We start from the raw sequence: 19209 nt of genomic DNA on the forward strand, positions 1-19209 counted from the left end.
TCATTCACTCTTTTGCTGAATGACACACCGCTTTCGCGAGCAAGCCCGCTCCCACATTAATTCCGACCATTACCGTCGGAATTGGTCAAAATTTGTGCTATATTCCGCGCCCGCGATTTTTCATCTCAACACCGGTCACCGTCATGCAAACAGCCAAGCCGTTATTTGACTATCCCAAGTACTGGGCCGAATGTTTCGGTCCTGCGCCATTCCTGCCGATGAGCAGGGAGGAGATGGATCAGCTTGGCTGGGATTCCTGCGACATCATCATCGTCACCGGTGATGCCTACGTTGACCATCCGTCGTTCGGCATGGCGATCATCGGCCGGCTGCTGGAGTCCCAGGGCTTCCGCGTCGGGATCATTGCCCAGCCAAACTGGCAGTCCAAAGACGACTTCATGAAGCTGGGCGAGCCGAACCTGTTCTTCGGCGTCGCGGCCGGCAACATGGACTCGATGATAAACCGCTACACCGCCGACAAGAAAATCCGTTCCGACGACGCCTACACCCCTGGCGGCATGGCCGGCAAACGCCCGGACCGCGCGAGCCTGGTGTACAGCCAGCGGTGCAAGGAAGCCTACAAGAACGTGCCGATCGTACTCGGCGGCATCGAAGCCTCCCTGCGCCGCATCGCCCACTACGACTACTGGCAGGACCGCGTGCGCAACTCGATCCTGATCGACGCCGCCGCCGACATCCTGCTGTACGGCAACGCCGAGCGGGCCATCGTCGAAGTCGCCCAGCGCCTGTCGTGGGGCCACAAGATCGAAGACATTACCGACGTGCGCGGCACCGCGTTCATTCGCCGTGATACGCCTGAAGGCTGGTACGAAGTGGACTCCACCCGTATCGACCGTCCGGGCAAGATCGACAAGATCATCAACCCGTACGTCAACACCCAGGACACCCAGGCCTGCGCCATCGAGCAAGAGAAAGGCCCGGTGGATGACCCGGAAGAAGCCAAGGTCGTACAGATCCTGGCCAGCCCGCGCATGACCCGTGACAAGACGGTCATTCGTCTGCCGTCCGTGGAAAAAGTCCGTGGTGACTCGGTGCTGTATGCCCACGCCAACCGCGTGTTGCACCTGGAAACCAACCCAGGCAACGCCCGCGCCCTGGTGCAGAAGCACGGCGAAGTGGACGTGTGGTTCAACCCGCCACCGATCCCGATGACCACCGAAGAAATGGACTACGTGTTCGGCATGCCTTACGCACGTATCCCGCACCCGGTGTACGGCAAGGAAAAGATCCCGGCCTACGACATGATCCGTTTCTCGGTGAACATCATGCGTGGCTGCTTTGGCGGCTGCACCTTCTGCTCCATTACCGAGCACGAAGGTCGCATCATCCAGAACCGTTCCGAAGAGTCGATCATTCGCGAGATCGAAGAGATCCGCGACAAGGTCCCGGGCTTTACCGGCGTGATCTCCGACCTCGGCGGCCCGACCGCGAACATGTACCGCATTGCCTGCAAGAGCCCGGAAATTGAATCCGCGTGCCGCAAGCCGTCGTGCGTGTTCCCGGGTATCTGCCCGAACCTGAACACCGACCACTCGTCGTTGATCCAGCTGTACCGCAGCGCCCGTGCGTTGCCGGGGGTGAAGAAGATCCTGATCGCGTCCGGCCTGCGCTACGACCTCGCCGTCGAGTCGCCGGAATACGTCAAGGAGCTGGTGACCCACCACGTCGGTGGCTACCTCAAGATCGCCCCGGAGCACACCGAGGAAGGTCCGCTCAACCAGATGATGAAGCCGGGCATTGGCAGCTATGACAAGTTCAAGCGCATGTTCGAGAAGTACACCAAGGAAGCGGGCAAGGAGCAGTACCTGATTCCTTACTTCATCGCCGCCCACCCGGGCACCACCGATGAAGACATGATGAACCTGGCCCTGTGGCTCAAGGGCAACGGCTTCCGCGCCGACCAGGTGCAGGCGTTCTACCCGTCGCCGATGGCCACCGCCACCGCGATGTACCATTCGGGCAAGAACCCGCTGCGCAAGGTCACCTACAAGAGCGACGCGGTGACCATCGTCAAGAGCGAAGACCAGCGCCGTCTGCACAAGGCGTTCCTGCGCTACCACGACCCGAAAGGCTGGCCGATCCTGCGTGAAGCGCTGACCCGCATGGGCCGCGCCGACCTGATCGGGCCGGGCAAGGACCAACTGATCCCGTTGCACCAGCCGAGCACCGACAGCTACCAGAGCGCCCGTCGCAAGAACTCGACGCCGGCTGGCAGCCACAAGGTCGCCAAGGAAACCACCACCAAGATCCTCACCCAGCACACCGGCTTGCCACCGCGCGGCAGCGACGGCAGCAACCCGTGGGACAAGCGTGAGCAAGCCAAGGCCGCCGCCCAGGCGCGCAACAAGCAGGCAGCCAAGGAACGCAGCGATGCGGCCAAGGGCAAGGGCGGCAAGCCTGCGCGCAAGCCGGTGGTGCCGCGTTGATCGACGCCTGAAAATGCCAAACGCCAGCCTCGTGCTGGCGTTTTGCTTTCTATTCGGTGGCGCGCCTGTTTGTTAAGGTGGCGCCCATTCGATCGCCATCGCAGGCAAGCCAGCTCCCACATTTTTGAATTGTGAATACAGTCAAATGTGGGAGCGGGCTTGCCCGCGAAGGCGCCAGTCCAGACACCCCCAATTCAAGGAAGAACACCCCCATGGGCAACCCCCTGGCCAACATCGGCATGGACTCCAACCGCTCCCAATTCATGGCGCGCCAGCGCATCGAAAGCGAAATCAACGTACCCCGCCTGTTCGCCGCCATCGACGCCGACCCCGCCATCGTCGGCGCCGGCGTGGTCTACATCGATGCCGACTTCAACATCGTCACCCTGCGCGAATTCAAGCCCATCTGCAGCATCCTGCCCAAGCGCATCATTATCCGCGAGGCACAGAAGTACATCGCCCCGGCGCAGTTCGCCGACCAGGTGTTGAACAACCCGCGCGAATCGCGGCTGATGAGCGAGGCCTTCAACACCACCCTGGCCTGCACCGGCGCGGTGATCGGCTGGCTGGTAGTGCTGAGTGGCACCATCGCCATCCCGTTCACCGCTGGCGCCAGTACCGTGGTGACGGCCATCGGCTATACCGCGGCGTCTGCCAGTACCGTGTCCTGCCTGGTGGGCGGCTTTCGTACACGCAACGAAATCAGCAACCCGGCGATGAACGACTACCTCGACAACGAAGAGTGGTACCAGACCGCGACCAAGGTGCTCGATGGCGCCGCGCTGGTGGGCGTAGGTGCTTCGGCACTGACCACCGTCAAGCTGGTCAATGTCACCCGCGCCGCCACCGGCAAAAGCCTGCGCCAGGTGCTCAAGGGCCTGAACGGGCATGAGCGCGAAAAACTCACCAAGGAGCTGCTCAAAGTCGCCGACCCGCAGATGTCGACCAAGATGCGCAAACTGCTGCAGATGAGCGGCGAGCTGCCCAAGCGCTTCACCCCGACGCAACTCAAACACGCCACCTATGTGCAATTGGGCGATGCGATGGGTGCGGGCGCCAGCGTTTGGGGGCTGAAACGCTCGGACAACTACAAGCAAGCCAAGACCTTTGCGATCGGCCTCTACGAGGAGGGCGAATAATGAGTAGCGTGCCGTCCCTGAAACCGTTTTTGTTGGCGCATTTTCCTGCGTTCATCGGCGTGATCCTCGCCGGCTGCCTGGGCGGCTCCGCTGCGATTTCCCTGGCGGCCAGTACGTATTTTGCCGACGTGCCCGTGGGCACCAATGCCACCGTGTCCTGGTTCGTCGTGCTCTTCGCCGCGCTGTTCGTGACCAACAGCAACTTCCTGGTGGTGCGCGGGCATGCCTGGGCGGTGTGGGGCATGGTCGGGTTTTTCGTCGTATGCCTGCTGGTGACCTTGCCGACATTGGCGTATGGACCGCACTGGTTTATCTACAGTGAATGCCTGTTCTGGCCGTTGCTGGGGTTGTTGCTGCTCAACAGCAAGGGCTATCGGGCGATGGTGGGCAAACTGGTGGGTGTGCGCCGACTGCGAGAGGCAGCCAAGGCGGGGTTGTAGCCTTGGCTCGCGGGGTCAGATTTTCACGTTCTGGCGAATGTTCCAGCCGTATTTCACCGCGCCGCCGTCCTTGCCGCCGTCCGCTTTCTGCGGCTGGTAGCTGACTTCGACGCTGGCGAAATTCAAGCCGATGACCTCTGTCAGTTCGTCACTGTTTTTCACCGCGTCGGATTGGTAGGAAATCACCATCACTTCCTTCAGGGTAATCACCAGATACTCCACGGCACTGCTGCCCCCGGCCTTGCGCACCACCAATCGCGCTTGCGGGTAATGCTTGCCGGTGGAGCAGGCCATCATCAGGTTGGGTGAGGACTTATCCATCACTTTCGAGATGGACAGGTTATCGATATTGACCTTGCCCGCACCACCGCCGCTGCCGCTGTGCATCGATCCCGTCTGCGACATGCCCCAGCCCCATCGGCTGATCTCGATTTCATCGCGATGGGCCTGGTCCCTGGATTCGCCCTTGATGTCGCCCAACTTCAAAAACATATCAGTTGCCATTGTCGCTCCCTGTTCTGGTGTCCGCCGGTAGTGGCGCGGGGCGTACTTTTTCCTATTCGGGACATGGCCTACAAGGCGTTACACCGTGTTCAGGAAGTGCCTGTCGGGATAAAGCGAAGCTTCTGACATTTTTACGCGATGCCCAATCTTTACCCTCTGCGCTCTTGTGAAAAACCGGAGAGTAAAGGGATGACTTCCAGTGTGTTGAAAGACGGGTTACCCAGTGCACATTTGACAACGCGGCAGTGGGTGGAAAGCAGTATTGATCTACGTAAGTTGTTTGCCGCCATCGATGCGGATCCGGCGATTGTCGGTGCGGGTGTGGTGTACCTCGATGCGCAGTTGCGGGTGATTGTGTTGCGCGAGTTTCAGCCGATTTGCAGCATCGCGCCGAAGAAGGTGATTTTGCGGGAGGCGCCGAGTTATGTCGGGCGGGTGGAGTTTGCGCGGCGGTTGGCGAATGAGCCGCTAGAGGCGGATGTGACGTTCGAGGCGGTGAATGCGGGGTTTGCGTGTACGTCGGCTTTGATTAGTTGGTTACTGATCGCAGGTGGTTCCGTGCTGAGCCCATTTACTTTTGGGGCTACAGGCGTCGCGGCGGCGATTAGCGTGGTGGGGGCGACGGCCAGTACGCTCCAGTGCGCTATGGGCATTCGACGGACGCGAAATGAGTCTGTAGACCCTGCACTGAATGACGAACTGGACCGCGAAGAGTGGTATCAAGCCATGACGCTTGGGCTAGACGCGGCGTCATTGTTGGGTGTCGGTAACACGGCAATGTCTACGATTCGAATGGTTAATACACTAAAAAAGGTAACAGGGAGAAATACTCACCAAGTGCTCAAAGGTTTGAATCGACAAGAGCGGGTCAGGCTCACCAAGGAAATGTTAAGTATCAACCATCCAGACATGACCCGAAGAATGCTTAAGCTCAAGCAGATGGCTGGTGAGATACCCAAACGCTTCACGTCGGCCGACGTAAGGAATGGGACCATGATGCAGATGCTCGATGCCCTTGGCGCCGGAACGGGTATTGCTGGCAGTGTAAGGTCGGGGAATATACGGATCCTAGCGATTGGGTTGTATGAGGAGATTTCAGAATGAGATTACTCAGAACCAGATATCTCATACCGAGAAAACCTTTTCTTTTACGCTACTTTCCGGTCTTTATCGGGGCGATCTTTATGAGCCTTTTGGGGGGGACGGCAGTTGTCGCACTGTTGGAGCACTACTACCCGCGTGCAGCTCCCTGGGCTTTATCGGAATCTGCTGCTGAGGATGCCTGTGTAATGTTGGCTCTCTTTATTACCCTCTGCAATGTCATGATTGCCTACGGGAGGCCGAAGTGGGTCTGGGGCATGTATGGTCTTTTCATCGCCTGCTTATTGTTCGCTTTACCAGCTTTACGGTTTTCACCGCTCTCTTTTATTTCTGCAGAAAGTGTAGTGTGGCCTCTGATCGGGTTGGCACTACTACGTAGCAAACGCCACCAGGAAATGCGTGCCAAGTGCGTAGAACTTCGCCATATGCGCCGCCAGATCGGGGTGGCCATTGAGAAGCGGCGTAAACACGAACGCGCCATCATCAGAATAAAGAAACCGCGCTAATCCCCCACGCCCGCCACAAATATGTGCAACTGTTGCACCAGTGCACCTACGTTGGCGCCTTTTTGGTGCTGTACTGCACCGGGTCCTATGACAAAGCGCAATGACTGCCGCGCTGGCATAAGTCTTGCGCGCGTCAACCCCATGCCCTGGCTCGCAGGAGGCCGCCGTGTCGATTCATGTCGCGTTGCACCACGTTACGCATTACCGCTACGACCGCGCTGTCGAACTCGGCCCGCAGATCGTGCGTTTGCGCCCGGCGGCCCATAGCCGCACGCGGATTTTGTCCTACGCGCTGAAAGTGCTGCCCGAGCAGCATTTCATCAATTGGCAGCAAGACCCCCAGGGCAATTACCTGGCGCGCCTGGTGTTCCCGGAAAAGACCGACGAACTGCGTATCGAAGTCGATCTGGTCGCCGAGATGGCGGTGTTCAATCCGTTCGACTTCTTCCTCGAACCCTACGCCGAAAAAATCCCTTTCAGCTACGCCGCCGACGAGCAGCGCGAGCTGGCGCCGTACCTGGAAACCCTGCCGCTGACGCCGAAGTTCGCCGCCTACCTGGCCGGTATCGACCGCACGCCATTGCCCGCCGTGGACTTCCTGGTGGGCCTCAACCAGCGCCTGGCCGCCGATATCGGCTACCTGATCCGCATGGAACCGGGCGTGCAGACGCCGGAGTTCACCCTGGAAAACGCCTCCGGCTCGTGCCGCGATTCGGCGTGGCTGCTGGTGCAGATCCTGCGTAATCTGGGGCTGGCAGCACGGTTTGTGTCCGGCTATCTGATCCAGCTCACCGCCGACGTCAAAGCCCTCGACGGCCCGTCCGGCACCGAAGTGGACTTCACCGACCTGCACGCCTGGTGCGAAGTGTATTTGCCCGGCGCCGGCTGGATCGGCCTGGATGCCACCTCCGGCCTGTTTGCCGGTGAAGGCCATATCCCGTTGGCCTGTAGTCCCGATCCATCGTCTGCCGCCCCGATCAGTGGCTTGGTGGAACCGTGCGAGTGTGAATTCACCCACGAAATGTCGGTTGAGCGGATTTGGGAAGCGCCGCGCGTTACCAAGCCCTACACCGAAGAACAATGGCTGGCGATCCAGGCCCTCGGCCGGCAGATCGATGGCGACCTGCTCAAGGACGATGTACGCCTGACCATGGGCGGCGAGCCCACATTCGTCTCCATCGATGACCCCGACGGCGCCGAGTGGAACACCGCGGCCCTCGGCCCGGACAAGCGCCGCCTGTCTGCCGAGTTGTTCCAGCGCATGCGCAAGCACTACGCGCCCAAGGGCCTGGTGCACTTTGGCCAGGGCAAGTGGTACCCCGGCGAGCAGTTGCCGCGTTGGTCGCTCAACTGCTACTGGCGCCGCGACGGCGTGCCGATCTGGCACAACAGCGCGCTGATTGCCGACGAACAACAGGATTACGCTGCCGACGGCGCCATGGCCGGGCGTTTCCTCGCCAGCGTCGCCGAACGCCTGAAACTGCCGGCCCGCTTTGTGTTCCCGGCCTTTGAAGACAACTTCTACTACCTGTGGCGCGAAGGCGCGCTGCCGCAAAACGTCACGGCCCAGGACCCGCGCCTGAGTGACGACCTGGAGCGCGAACGCCTGCGCAAAGTGTTCAGCCAGGGCCTGGATAAAGTCATCGGGCAAGTGCTGCCGCTGGCGCGCACGGCCGCCAACGACCGCTGGCAGAGCGGGCGCTGGTACCTGCGCGATAACCACTGCCGCCTGGTGCCGGGGGATTCGCCGTTGGGTTATCGCCTGCCATTGGCGTCGCAGCCGTGGGTGACGGCGGCGGAGTATCCGTTTGTGCATCCGACGGACCCGAACCAGGACCAGCCAGCGCTGCCCACCACCGCCCAGTTGAGCCGCCACGGCGAACCTGCGCCGAGCGATGAACGTACGCCAGCGGTGGACGAATCCGCCGACTGGCTGACCCGCACCGCGTTGTGCGCCGAAGCGCGGGAAGGCCGCCTCTACCTGTTCATGCCACCGCTGGAGCGTGTCGAGGATTACCTCGAACTGGTCGCCGCCATCGAGGCCACCGCCGAAGAGCTGCATTGCCCGGTGCTCCTGGAAGGCTACGAGCCGCCCGCCGATGCACGTTTGAGCAACTTCCGCGTGACGCCGGACCCGGGTGTGATCGAGGTCAACGTGCAGCCGTCCGCCAGTTGGGACGAGCTGGTGGAACGCACCGAATTCCTCTACGAAGAGGCGCGGCAAACCCGCCTGACCACGGAAAAATTCATGATCGACGGGCGCCACACCGGCACCGGCGGTGGCAACCATTTTGTCCTCGGCGGCGCGACGCCCAAGGACTCGCCGTTCCTGCGCCGGCCTGACCTGCTGCGCAGCCTAATCAGCTATTGGCATAACCATCCGTCGTTGTCCTACCTGTTTTCCGGGCTGTTTATCGGCCCGACGTCCCAGGCGCCACGGGTGGACGAAGCGCGTAACGACGCCTTGTACGAGCTGGAAATCGCCTTCGCGCAAATGCCTGAACCGGGCGAAGAGTGCCCGCCATGGTTGGTGGACCGCCTGCTGCGCAACCTGTTGATCGACGTAACGGGCAACACCCACCGCGCCGAATTCTGCATCGACAAGCTGTACTCGCCGGACGGCGCCACCGGTCGCCTGGGCCTGCTGGAGCTGCGCGCATTTGAGATGCCACCCCATGCGCGCATGAGCCTGACCCAACAACTGCTGCTGCGTGCGCTGGTCGCGCGGTTCTGGCGCGAGCCCTATGCGCCGCCGAAACTGGCGCGCTGGGGCACCGAGCTGCACGACCGCTTCCTGCTGCCGCACTTTATCGAGCAGGACTTTGCCGACGTGATCGTCGAACTCAACGCCGCCGGCTACCCGTTGCGCGCCGAATGGTTTGCCGCGCACCTGGAGTTTCGCTTTCCCAAGGTCGGCGACTACGCCGTCAGCGGCATCGAACTGGAACTGCGCCAGGCCCTCGAACCCTGGCACGTGCTGGGCGAGGAGGGCGCGGTGGGCGGCACGGTGCGGTATGTGGATTCGTCCCTGGAGCGCCTGCAAGTCAAGTTGACCGGCCTGCCGCCGCAACGCTACCTGCTGACCTGCAACGGCATCCCGGTGCCGCTGCAAGCCACCGGCCGCGTCGGCGAATTTGTTGCCGGCGTGCGTTACCGCGCCTGGCAACCCGCCAACTGCCTGCAACCGACCATCCCGGTGCATGCGCCGTTGGTGTTCGACTTGCTGGATACCTGGATGCAGCGTTCGCTGGGCGGTTGCCAATACCACGTGGCGCATCCGGGCGGGCGCAATTACGACAGCTTGCCGGTGAATGCCAATGAGGCGGAGAGTCGGCGGATGGCGCGGTTTTTCCGCCTTGGCCACACGCCCGGAAAGATTCCAGTGCCAACAGTGGTTGTGAATGACGAATTGCCGATGACCTTGGATCTACGGCGCTTCCCCCATAAAAATGACTGAACGCGGTTAAAAAATGTGGGAGCGGGCTTGCTCGCGAAGGCGGTGTTTCAGCCGATACATGTGCTGGCTGACCCGGCGCTTTCGCGAGCAAGCCCGCTCCCACACAAGCCCGCTCCCACATTAGACTGTGGTGACTCCGACCTTCTTTGCCTCTGCCGAGCGTTCCATGTCCGACTTGCTCGACCGTTACCCGCTCACCGCGGGCACTTATCACGAACTGCTGGACGACAGTGGCGCGGTGCGTGCCCATTGGCAGCGTCTGCTCGACCACCTGCAACGCAGCACCCCGGCGCAACTGGCCCAGCGCCAGGCGTTGCTGACCCGGCAGATCCAGGAAAACGGCGTGACTTACAACGTCTACGCCGACCCCAAGGGCGCCGATCGCCCGTGGGAGCTGGACCTGCTGCCCCACGTGCTGGCCGCCGAAGAGTGGCAGCACCTGTCGGCCGGGATCGCCCAGCGCGCGCGCCTGCTCAATGCCGTACTGGCCGACCTGTATGGCCCGCAACGCCTGATAAAGGAAGGTTTGCTGCCCGCCGAACTGGTGTTCGGGCACAACAATTTCCTGTGGCCATGCCAAGGCATCCAGCCGCCGGACGGGGCCTTTTTGCACCTGTACGCCGTGGACTTGGCGCGCACGCCGGACGGCCGTTGGTGGGTCACCGCCGACCGCACCCAGGCGCCATCCGGCGCCGGTTATGCGTTGGAAAACCGTACCATCGTGTCCCGTGCCTTCCCGGACCTGTACCGCGACTTGCAGGTGCAGCACCTCACCGGCTTCTTCCGCACCTTGCAGGAAACCCTCGCGCGCCAGGCGCCGGGCGATGAGCAGCCGCCGCTGATCGTGCTGCTCACGCCGGGACGTTTCAACGAAAGCTATTTCGAACACCTCTACCTCGCGCGCCAGCTCGGCTACCCGCTGGTGGAAGGCGGCGACCTCACCGTGCGCGACAGCACGGTATTCCTCAAGACCCTCAGCGGCCTGCGCCGGGTGCACGCGATCATGCGGCGCCTCGACGATGATTTCTGCGACCCGCTGGAACTGCGCACCGACTCGGCCCTTGGCGTGCCTGGCTTGCTCGATGCCGTGCGCCAAGGCAATGTGCTGGTGGCCAATGCCTTGGGCAGCGGCGTGCTGGAGTCCCCGGGGTTGCTCGGCTTCTTGCCGAAGATCAACGAGTTCCTGTTTGGCGAAGAATTGATCCTGCCGTCCATCGCCACCTGGTGGTGCGGTGAGGCGCCAGTGCTCGCCGAAGCCCTGGAAAAATTGCCCGAGCTGCTGATTAAACCGGCGTTTCCGTCGCAGAGTTTCACCCCGGTGTTCGGGCGTGACCTGAATGATGAGCAACGCCAGGCCCTGGCCGAGCGCATGCGCGCGCGGCCTTACGCCTATGTCGCCCAGGAGCTGGCGCAGTTGTCCCAGGCGCCGGTGTGGCACACCGTGGAAGACCACCTGCAACACCGTGCCATTGGCATGCGCGTGTACGCCGTGGCCAGTGATGAAGGCTACCGCGTGCTACCCGGCGGCCTGACCCGTGTGGCGGCCGAAGCCGACGCCGAAGTGGTGTCGATGCAACGCGGCGGCGCGAGCAAGGACACCTGGGTGCTCGGCGAACGCGCGCCCGGCGGCGAACAGTGGCGCGCGCAACGCACCATCGGCGCCCATGACCTGGTGCGTCGCGACCCGTATCTGCCGTCCCGCGTGGTGGAAAACCTGTTCTGGTTTGGCCGCTACTGCGAGCGCTGCGATGACAGCGCGCGCTGGCTGCGCATCGTGCTGGCGCGGTATGTGGACGGCGACGATCCCCAGGCCTTGCAAGCGGCGGTCGAGCTGGGTGAAAGCCTGCGTTTGTTGCCGGAGGAGGGCGAACTGCCCGAGCGCCTGCTGGGGGCCATGCTCGGTGACGACTGGCCGTCGAGCCTGCGCGCCAACCTGCAGCGCTTGCAGTGGGCGGCGTCCCAGGTGCGCGGCAAGTTGTCCCGGGAGAACTGGCAGGCGCTGGTGGAGTTGCAACGCGAAGCCATGGAGCTGGAAAGCGAAGCACCGGACTTTGGCGAGTTGCTGGATTTTCTCAACCGCCTGGTGATGTCCTTGGCGGCGCTGTCCGGGTTTGCCCTGGACGACATGACCCGCGACGAAGGCTGGCGCTTTTTGATGATGGGCCGGCGCATCGAGCGGCTGCAATTTCTCAGCAGCAGCCTCGCCGCCTTCCTGCGCGGCGTGGCGGTGTTCGATCAGGCCGGGCTGGAGTGGTTGCTCGAACTGGGCAACAGCAGCATCACCTATCGCTCGCGTTACCTGGCGGTGCCGCAGCTGATCCCGGTGCTCGACCTGTTGCTGCTGGACGAGCAGAACCCCCACGCGGTGCTGTTCCAGTTGAAACTGGTGAGCCGCACCCTGCGTCGCTTGAATGATGATTTTGGCGTGCCCCGGGAAACCGGCCTTGGCCCGTTGGTGGAGCGCCTCGCGCACTTCGACCTCGGTTGCCTGGAAAACCCGTTGTTTGGCGAATCCAGTGTGCGCGCCGCCTTGGACGGCCTGGCCGACCTGCTGCAAGCGGTGGCCGATGAGAGTGGGCAAGTGTCGGATCGCCTCGCGTTGCGCCATTTTGCCCATGTGGATGATGTCAGCCAGCAAACGGTGTCGTTGTGATGAGTGCGCGCTACCAGATTTTCCACGATACCCATTACCACTACGACAGCCCGGTGTCCCTGGCCCAGCAGTTGGCGCACCTGTGGCCACGGCCGTGCGCCTGGCAGCGCTGCAGCGCGCAGCAGTTGGATATCAGCCCCGAGCCGACGTCGCGCCGCGATGAGCTGGACGTGTTTGGCAACCCGATCACGCGGCTGGCGTTTGAACGGCCCCATGATGAGCTGCTGGTGAACGCCGGGCTGACCGTGGAAGTGCTGGCGCGGCCGGTGTTGGATTTCCAGCAGTCGCCGGCTTGGGACCAGACCCGTGACCGCCTGACCTACAGCAGCCAACCGCTGTCCGTGGAACTGATCGAGGCGATCCGTTATCGCTTCGAATCGCCCTACGTGCACCTGAAGAAAAATTTCGTCGAGTTCTCCGCAAGCTGCTTCCCGCCAGCGCGCCCGTTATTGCTTGGCGTGCAGGCGCTGATGCAGAAAATCTTCAGCGAATTCACCTTTGATGCCGAAGCCACCCAGGTCGCCACGCCGCTGGTAGAAGTGCTGGAGCGCCGCCGTGGCGTGTGCCAGGACTTCGCCCACCTGATGCTCGCCTGCCTGCGCTCACGCGGCCTGGCGGCGCGTTATATCAGCGGCTACCTGCTGACCCAGCCACCGCCCGGCCAGCCACGGCTGATCGGCGCCGATGCGTCCCATGCGTGGGTCTCGGTGTATTGCCCGGTGTCGGGCTGGGTAGACTTTGATCCGACCAACAATGTGCAGCCGGCGCTGGAGCACATCACCCTGGCCTGGGGCCGGGATTTCTCCGATGTGTCGCCGTTGCGAGGGGTGATTCTGGGGGGAGGGAGCCATGACCCGGAAGTGCGGGTGACGGTGATGCCTTTAGAGTAGGGAGCGTTCCCACGCTCTGCGTGGGAACGATCAATTATTCAGCCGGATCTTTCGGTGTTTCAGTCTCGTCAGCTGCCACGTCGCCTTCTGCTTCCGGGTTCAATGCACCCGCTTCTTCATCCGCAGCGGCTTTCTTGCGTTGCAGTTTTTCCTCTTTCTTCTGCTCCTTGGCCAAGTCTCTCTGACGTTTGGCGAAGGAGTAATTAGGTTTGGCCATGGGCGATCCTCTAGGGTCGAAGGTAAGAGTGGGCGGCGCGCAGCTGCCTTGGGTGGCTATGGTAGCAGCTTAGCAGCGCGCTTGGCCCTCACTTACCGCAGGCGTAAGCGGCCAGCAGGCCGTTGAACAGTTGGTCGAGGTGCATGGCGCGGACTCCGGTGGGGGGTGGGCCGATCATAGAAAGGTCGTACGACTTTGGCTGTTAGATTGTGTTGATAAGTCTGATAGCCTAAAGTTGTATACAATCTGTTGATTCAGATCATAAGAATTTTTGCCTGCTTGAGGCACCCTTGCCGCAATCCGCGTTTTCTAAACCCTGCCTTGGAGATTCACATGTTCGCCAAACTCGTTGCTGTTTCCCTGCTGACTCTGGCTAGCGGCCAGTTGCTTGCTGCAGAGTGCAAGGTCACTGTCGACTCCACTGACCAAATGTCCTTCAACACCAAAGCCATTGAAATCGACAAGAGCTGCAAGACCTTCACCGTCGAGCTGACGCACTCCGGCAATCTGCCGAAAAACGTCATGGGCCACAACTGGGTGCTGACCAGCGCCGCTGACATGCAGCCGGTTGCCACCGACGGCATGGCTGCCGGTATCGACAAGAACTACCTGAAAGAAGGCGACGCTCGCATCATCGCCCACACCAAGATCATCGGTGCTGGCGAGAAAGATTCGGTGACCTTCGATGTGGCGAAACTGGCTGCCGGCACCGACTACATGTTCTTCTGCTCGTTCCCGGGCCATGTGTCGATGATGAAAGGCACGGTGACCTTGAAGTAAGCCGACCCTGGTCGAAAAAAAGCGCCTGTTCAGGCGCTTTTTTTGTGGGGGGGCAGTTGAACCGAGTCATCGTTCTTCGCAGGCAAGCCAGCTCCCACATTCGACCGCATGCTCATGCTGGAACTCGGTCAACTGTGGGAGCTGGCTTGCCTGCGATAGCGATCTACCTCACGGCGCGAACGGCATGACCCGCTTATGCTCGGTCTTGCGGTAGGTCTCGCAGATAATCCTGAACGCTTCCTCACGCACCGGTTCACCGTGCAGGAACGCATCGATCTCGGCATAGGTCACGCCATGTGACGCTTCATCCGGCTTGCCCGGCGACAAGTCTTCCAGGTCCGCCGTCGGCACCTTCTCCACCAACGATTCCGGCGCGCCGAAGTGCCGTGCAATCGCCCGCACCTGATTTTTCACCAGCCCGCTCAACGGCGCCAAGTCGCACGCGCCATCGCCGAACTTGGTGAAAAAGCCCATCACCGCTTCCGCCGCATGGTCCGTACCGATCACCAAGCCACCGGCCGCGCCAGCGATGGTGTACTGCGCCACCATGCGCATGCGCGCCTTGGTGTTGCCCAGCACGAAATCACGGGACACCGCGGCCTTGCCTTCAAACGCCGCCACTTCATGGGCCAGGGCTTTTACCGCCGGGCCGATGTTCACGGTGTGGCGCTCGTCGGGCTCGATAAAGTCCACCGAGGCCGTGGCATCGATTTCGTCGAACTGGGTTTCGTAGGGCAGGCGCACCGCGATAAAGCGGTAATCCGCATCACCGCTGTTTTCGCGCAGCTCTTTTACCGCGCGCTGGGCCAACAGGCCCGCAGTCAGGGAGTCGACGCCGCCGCTGATGCCCAGCACCAATGTCTTGAGCCCGGAATTGCGCAGGCAGTCCTGGATAAATGCCACGCGGCGGGCAACCTCGGCCTCAAGGGCGGCCTGGTCGTTGAATGGCGCTTGGACCTTGAGTTTTTCAGCTATCTCACGCTGTACGGCTTGCATGATTCACTCCTTGCTAGAGATGGCAGGTACTTTGAACACATGACGCAAATAGGCGACGAAATTCGGATCGGTGCAGTGGGTCTTGCCCGCTTCATCGGAGATCTTCGCCACTGGCTGGCCATTGCAGGCGGTCATTTTAAGCACGATGCTCATCGGTTCCACACCTGGAATATCGCAGGTCAGGTTGGTGCCGATGCCAAAGCTCACGTTGATCCGCCCGCGCAGGGCACGGAAGATTTCCAGGGCCTTGGGCAGCGACAGGCTGTCGGAGAACACCAGGGTCTTGCTCATCGGCTCGATGCCGAGCTTGTGGTAGTGGGCGATGGCTTTTTCGGCCCACTGCACCGGGTCGCCGGAGTCGTGGCGCAGGCCGTCGAACAGCTTGGCGAAGTACAGGTCGAAATCGCCGAGGAACGCATCGGTGGTGATGCAATCGGTCAGGGCGATGCCCAGCAGGCCACGGTATTCGCGGACCCAGCAATCGAGGGCGGCGATCTGGCTGTCGATCAGACGCGGGCCGAGTTGCTGGTGGGCCATGATCCATTCGTGGGCCATGGTGCCCAAGGGTTTCATGTCCAACTCGCGGGCCAGGTGCACGTTGCTGGTGCCGACGAAGCGACCGGGGAAGTCATGCTTGAGGACGCTGACCACTTCTTCCTGCACCCGGTACGAAAAGCGTCGGCGCGTGCCGAAGTCGGCCACTTGCAGCTCGGACAATTCCTCGCTGCTGGCATTCGCCGTCAGCCAATCGAACTTGCGGTACAGCTGCTCGCGGGCTTGCTCAAGGATCACGGTCTGGTAGCGGTAGCGGTTACGCACTTCGCTGACGATGGCCAGCATCGGCACTTCAAACAGGATCACATGCAGCCACGGCCCGCGCAGGCGGATGAACAGCTCGCCGTTCTCGATACCGGTCTGCACATACCGCAGGTTGAAGCGGAACAACCCGAGGAAGCGCAGAAAATCCGGCTTCATAAAGCTGATGCGCTCCAGGAAACCCAGTTGGTCCGGGCTCAGGCTCAGCTCGGCGAGGCGTTCGATCTGGTAGCGGATTTCCGCCAGGTACGGGCGCAGGTCTTCACTGTTACGGCAACGAAACTCCCATTCAACTTCCACGTTCGGGTAGTTGTGCAGCACCGCCTGCATCATGGTCAGCTTGTAGAAGTCGGTGTCGAGCAGGTTCTGCACGATGCGATCGGCAAACACACTCTCGCTCATAACGGGAATCTCCAGACGGGTCGGCGATGGGCGCCGGCCTTTACGCACAATTAAGGAAGGGGGCTAGTGGCGCATACACCTGTGGGGTTTTGCCAGTGATTTTTTATTTTGGGATTGTTGTTGTGGCCACTGCCGCCTTCGCGAGCAAGCCCGCTCCCACAGTTGACCGCATTCTCATGTTGGAAAACGGTTGAATGTGGGAGCGGGCTTGCTCGCGAAGGCGATATTCCAGGCGCTAAAGCACTTGCTCCATCATCCACTTCACAAACTCCCGCACCTTCGGCACCTCCGCCGAATGCTCGGGGTACGCCAGGTAATACGCATCCTGACTCGGCATCGCATGCTGCCAAGGAATCACCAGCTTGCCGTCGGCCAATTCCTCTTCCACCAGAAACCTCGGCAACAACGCCACACCACAACCCACCTGCGCCGCCCGAATGCACATATAAAACGTATCGAACCGCGGCCCGTGGTAGCTGTGCTCGGTCTGCAAACCCTGGTTGGCGAACCAGTCATGCCAGCCTTGCGGGCGCGAGGCATTTTGCAGCAGCACCAGTTCGCTCAGTTGCGTTGGGTCAGTGAAGGGCTGCGCGGGCAGGCTGTCGGGGGCGCAGACGGGCACCAGCTCTTCGCTGAACAGCTTCAGGCTCTCAGTGCCGGGGCGCGAACCCTGGCCGAAGTAGAAGGCCATGTCGGCCTTGCCTTGCAGCAGTTCATCCGGCTCCTGTTCGTTGCACAGGTCCAGGTGGATGTGCGGGTGACGCAAGCGCCAGCCCTTGAGGCGCGGCACCAGCCAGCGGGCGCCGAAGGTGTAGGGCGTGGAGACGCGCAGCACCTCGGTCTCGCCGCCGTAGGAGCGCAGGTAGTGGGTGGACATCTCCACTTGTGTGAGGATTTTTCTCACTTCCACCAGGTACAAATCCCCAGCCGGGGTCATCTGCAAACGTCGGCGTACGCGGCGAAACAACAGGTGCTGCAGCAACTCTTCCAGCTGCGCCACTTGCTTGCTCACCGCGCTCTGGGTGAGGTTCAGTTCCTCCGCGGCGCGGGTGAAGCTCAGGTGGCGGGTGGCGGCTTCGAAACATTGCAGCGCGGTGATCGAGGGCAAATGTCTTTTGTTCAGCACGGTGTGCCTCTTTTTATGCTTTGCATGAATAAACGGAATGATATCTCGCCTAATCGTCGTTTGTTGGCAAGTCTTGGGCCAGCTACAAATAAGGTCTGGATCGCCGTGCGGGCTGCGGCGCGAATTTCTGAGTTTGCAGATTGAAGGAGTGACCCATGGTTGCCGCATTGCTTGATCGTCTCGGGGTAAACCCGGCGCTGTACCAGTCGGGCAAACAGCCTGTGCATTCGCCGATTGATGGCAGCCGTATCGGCAGCGTGCACTGGGAAGGTGCCGCCGAGGTGGAGCAGCAGGTCAGTCGCGCCGAGCATGCATTCGACGCCTGGCGCAAAGTGCCAGCGCCGCGTCGCGGCGAACTGGTGCGCCAATTTGGCGATGTGCTGCGCGAGTACAAGGCCGACCTCGGGGAGTTGGTGTCGTGGGAAGCCGGCAAGATCACCCAGGAAGGCCTGGGCGAAGTGCAGGAAATGATCGACATCTGCGACTTCGCTGTCGGCCTGTCCCGCCAGTTGTACGGCTTGACCATCGCCTCCGAGCGTCCCGGCCACCATATGCGTGAAACCTGGCACCCGCTGGGCGTGGTCGGCGTTATCAGCGCCTTCAATTTCCCGGTGGCCGTATGGGCGTGGAACACCGCCCTGGCCCTGGTGTGCGGCAACGCGGTGATCTGGAAACCGTCGGAAAAAACCCCGCTCACCGCCCTGGCCTGCCAGGCATTGTTCGAGCGCGTACTGAAGAACTTCAACGATGCGCCGCCGTACCTCAGCCAAGTCATCATTGGCGGCCGCGATGCCGGTGCCGCGCTGGTGGACGACCCGCGCGTCGCCCTGATAAGCGCCACCGGCAGCACGCGCATGGGCCGCGAAGTGGCGCCGAAAGTCGCCGCGCGGTTTGCCCGCAGCATCCTGGAACTGGGCGGCAACAACGCGATGATCCTCGGCCCCAGCGCCGACCTGGACATGGCCGTGCGCGCCATCCTGTTCAGCGCCGTCGGTACCGCCGGCCAGCGTTGCACCACCTTGCGCCGGCTGATCGCCCACGAGTCGGTCAAGGAAGAAATCGTCACCCGGCTCAAGGCCGCCTATTCCAAGGTGCGCATCGGCCACCCGCTGGAAGGCAACCTGATTGGCCCGCTGATCGACAAACACGGTTTCGACAACATGCAGGACGCCCTGGAGCAAGCCTTGAGCGAAGGCGGTCGGGTGTTCGGTGGCAAGCGCCAGTTGGAAGACCAATTCCCCAACGCCTACTACGTGTCGCCGGCCATCGTGGAAATGCCTGAGCAAAGCGATGTGGTCTGCACCGAGACCTTCGCGCCGATCCTGTATGTGGTCGGCTACACCGACTTCGCCGAAGCCCTGCGCCTGAACAACGCCGTGCCGCAAGGCTTGTCGTCGTGCATCTTTACCACCGACGTGCGCGAGGCCGAGCAGTTCATGTCGGCGGTGGGCAGTGACTGTGGCATCGCCAACGTCAATATCGGCCCGAGCGGCGCGGAAATCGGCGGCGCATTTGGTGGCGAGAAAGAGACCGGCGGCGGGCGTGAGTCGGGTTCGGATGCGTGGCGTGGGTACATGCGCCGGCAGACCAATACCGTGAACTATTCGCTGGAATTGCCGCTGGCCCAGGGCATCACCTTCGACTAAAAAACTGTCGAAACGCGGTCAAAAATGTGGGAGCGGGCTTGCTCGCGAAAGCGGTGGATCAGCTGTAAATCTGTTGACTGATACCTGTC

General features: G+C 61.7%; 15 protein-coding genes. 10 read left to right on the forward strand and 5 right to left on the reverse strand.

Going from position 1 to position 19209, the window contains the following annotated elements; genetic code table 11:
• Positions 1-143 precede the first annotated feature (143 nt).
• The 3 genes from NUV89_RS18380 to NUV89_RS18390 all read left to right on the forward strand — a co-directional run bounded on the left by NUV89_RS18380 (position 144) and on the right by NUV89_RS18390 (position 4026).
• Positions 144-2447: a YgiQ family radical SAM protein gene (locus tag NUV89_RS18380; RefSeq protein ID WP_207046634.1), complete on the forward strand. Its 2304-nt coding sequence runs from the start codon at positions 144-146 to the stop codon at positions 2445-2447.
• Between the two features lie 212 nt (positions 2448-2659).
• Positions 2660-3586: an NAD synthetase gene (locus NUV89_RS18385; protein WP_257782416.1), complete on the forward strand. Its 927-nt coding sequence runs from the start codon at positions 2660-2662 to the stop codon at positions 3584-3586.
• Entirely contained in the window at positions 3586-4026 is a 441-nt protein-coding gene (locus NUV89_RS18390) for a hypothetical protein (protein WP_257782417.1), read from the forward strand. Before NUV89_RS18385 ends, NUV89_RS18390 begins: the two co-directional genes overlap by 1 nt.
• Before the next feature lie 15 nt (positions 4027-4041).
• Here NUV89_RS18390 and NUV89_RS18395 read toward each other — a convergent pair whose 3' ends face one another.
• Positions 4042-4530: a type VI secretion system tube protein Hcp gene (locus NUV89_RS18395; protein WP_257782418.1), complete on the reverse strand. Its 489-nt coding sequence runs from the start codon at positions 4528-4530 to the stop codon at positions 4042-4044.
• 189 nt (positions 4531-4719) lie between these two features.
• Here NUV89_RS18395 and NUV89_RS18400 point away from each other — a divergent pair, with 189 nt between their 5' ends.
• The 5 genes from NUV89_RS18400 (at position 4720) to NUV89_RS18420 (ending at position 13137) form a co-directional block, all read left to right on the forward strand.
• Positions 4720-5634: an NAD synthetase gene (locus NUV89_RS18400; RefSeq protein ID WP_257782419.1), complete on the forward strand. Its 915-nt coding sequence runs from the start codon at positions 4720-4722 to the stop codon at positions 5632-5634.
• Positions 5631-6137, forward strand: coding sequence for a hypothetical protein (locus tag NUV89_RS18405; RefSeq protein ID WP_257782420.1), 507 nt, complete (start codon positions 5631-5633; stop codon positions 6135-6137). Before NUV89_RS18400 ends, NUV89_RS18405 begins: the two co-directional genes overlap by 4 nt.
• Positions 6138-6303: 166 nt before the next feature.
• Positions 6304-9594, forward strand: a complete 3291-nt coding sequence (locus NUV89_RS18410; protein ID WP_257782421.1) for a DUF2126 domain-containing protein — start codon at positions 6304-6306, stop codon at positions 9592-9594.
• Between the two features lie 166 nt (positions 9595-9760).
• Positions 9761-12247 (forward strand): circularly permuted type 2 ATP-grasp protein, encoded by a 2487-nt coding sequence (locus NUV89_RS18415; RefSeq protein ID WP_257782422.1) that lies wholly within the window; start codon positions 9761-9763, stop codon positions 12245-12247.
• Positions 12247-13137: a transglutaminase family protein gene (locus NUV89_RS18420; protein ID WP_257782423.1), complete on the forward strand. Its 891-nt coding sequence runs from the start codon at positions 12247-12249 to the stop codon at positions 13135-13137. The genes NUV89_RS18415 and NUV89_RS18420 overlap by 1 nt, the downstream gene beginning before the upstream one ends.
• A 34-nt stretch (positions 13138-13171) precedes the next feature.
• On the opposite strand, the gene NUV89_RS18425 is transcribed toward NUV89_RS18420, so the two are convergent.
• Positions 13172-13354, reverse strand: a complete 183-nt coding sequence (locus NUV89_RS18425) for a hypothetical protein (RefSeq protein WP_017734984.1) — start codon at positions 13352-13354, stop codon at positions 13172-13174.
• 333 nt (positions 13355-13687) lie between these two features.
• On the opposite strand from NUV89_RS18425, the gene azu reads away from it, so the two are divergent.
• Positions 13688-14134, forward strand: a complete 447-nt coding sequence (azu, locus tag NUV89_RS18430) for an azurin (RefSeq protein ID WP_124525571.1) — start codon at positions 13688-13690, stop codon at positions 14132-14134.
• A 168-nt stretch (positions 14135-14302) separates the two neighbouring features.
• Here the strand turns inward: azu and nadE are convergent, their stop codons facing one another.
• The 3 genes from nadE to NUV89_RS18445 all read right to left on the reverse strand — a co-directional run bounded on the left by nadE (position 14303) and on the right by NUV89_RS18445 (position 17474).
• Entirely contained in the window at positions 14303-15130 is an 828-nt protein-coding gene (gene nadE / locus NUV89_RS18435) for an ammonia-dependent NAD(+) synthetase (protein ID WP_257782424.1), read from the reverse strand.
• Between the two features lie 3 nt (positions 15131-15133).
• The gene (gene pncB, locus NUV89_RS18440) at positions 15134-16348 is read right to left on the reverse strand and encodes a nicotinate phosphoribosyltransferase (RefSeq protein WP_017734987.1); all 1215 of its coding nucleotides are present in this window, start codon (positions 16346-16348) and stop codon (positions 15134-15136) included.
• 235 nt (positions 16349-16583) lie between these two features.
• A complete protein-coding gene (locus tag NUV89_RS18445) occupies positions 16584-17474 on the reverse strand; it encodes a LysR family transcriptional regulator (protein ID WP_257782425.1) in 891 nt (296 codons plus the stop codon).
• A gap of 155 nt (positions 17475-17629) precedes the next feature.
• On the opposite strand from NUV89_RS18445, the gene NUV89_RS18450 reads away from it, so the two are divergent.
• Positions 17630-19120 (forward strand): aldehyde dehydrogenase family protein, encoded by a 1491-nt coding sequence (locus NUV89_RS18450; RefSeq protein WP_257782426.1) that lies wholly within the window; start codon positions 17630-17632, stop codon positions 19118-19120.
• Positions 19121-19209 lie beyond the last annotated feature (89 nt).

The organism is Pseudomonas sp. 18.1.10 (assembly GCF_024655625.1).
Classification (GTDB): Bacteria; Pseudomonadota; Gammaproteobacteria; order Pseudomonadales; family Pseudomonadaceae; genus Aquipseudomonas.

Excerpts from the sequence above, each read along its gene's own strand:
- NUV89_RS18380 (WP_207046634.1), top strand. The coding sequence starts at position 144 with ATGCAAACAGCCAAGCCGTTATTTGACTATCCCAAGTACTGGGCCGAA.
- NUV89_RS18385 (WP_257782416.1), top strand. The coding sequence starts at position 2,660 with ATGGGCAACCCCCTGGCCAACATCGGCATGGACTCCAACCGCTCCCAA.
- NUV89_RS18390 (WP_257782417.1), top strand. The coding sequence starts at position 3,586 with ATGAGTAGCGTGCCGTCCCTGAAACCGTTTTTGTTGGCGCATTTTCCT.
- NUV89_RS18395 (WP_257782418.1), bottom strand. The coding sequence starts at position 4,530 with ATGGCAACTGATATGTTTTTGAAGTTGGGCGACATCAAGGGCGAATCC.
- NUV89_RS18400 (WP_257782419.1), top strand. The coding sequence starts at position 4,720 with ATGACTTCCAGTGTGTTGAAAGACGGGTTACCCAGTGCACATTTGACA.
- NUV89_RS18405 (WP_257782420.1), top strand. The coding sequence starts at position 5,631 with ATGAGATTACTCAGAACCAGATATCTCATACCGAGAAAACCTTTTCTT.
- NUV89_RS18415 (WP_257782422.1), top strand. The coding sequence starts at position 9,761 with ATGTCCGACTTGCTCGACCGTTACCCGCTCACCGCGGGCACTTATCAC.
- NUV89_RS18420 (WP_257782423.1), top strand. The coding sequence starts at position 12,247 with ATGAGTGCGCGCTACCAGATTTTCCACGATACCCATTACCACTACGAC.
- NUV89_RS18425 (WP_017734984.1), bottom strand. The coding sequence starts at position 13,354 with ATGGCCAAACCTAATTACTCCTTCGCCAAACGTCAGAGAGACTTGGCC.
- azu (WP_124525571.1), top strand. The coding sequence starts at position 13,688 with ATGTTCGCCAAACTCGTTGCTGTTTCCCTGCTGACTCTGGCTAGCGGC.
- nadE (WP_257782424.1), bottom strand. The coding sequence starts at position 15,130 with ATGCAAGCCGTACAGCGTGAGATAGCTGAAAAACTCAAGGTCCAAGCG.
- pncB (WP_017734987.1), bottom strand. The coding sequence starts at position 16,348 with ATGAGCGAGAGTGTGTTTGCCGATCGCATCGTGCAGAACCTGCTCGAC.
- NUV89_RS18450 (WP_257782426.1), top strand. The coding sequence starts at position 17,630 with ATGGTTGCCGCATTGCTTGATCGTCTCGGGGTAAACCCGGCGCTGTAC.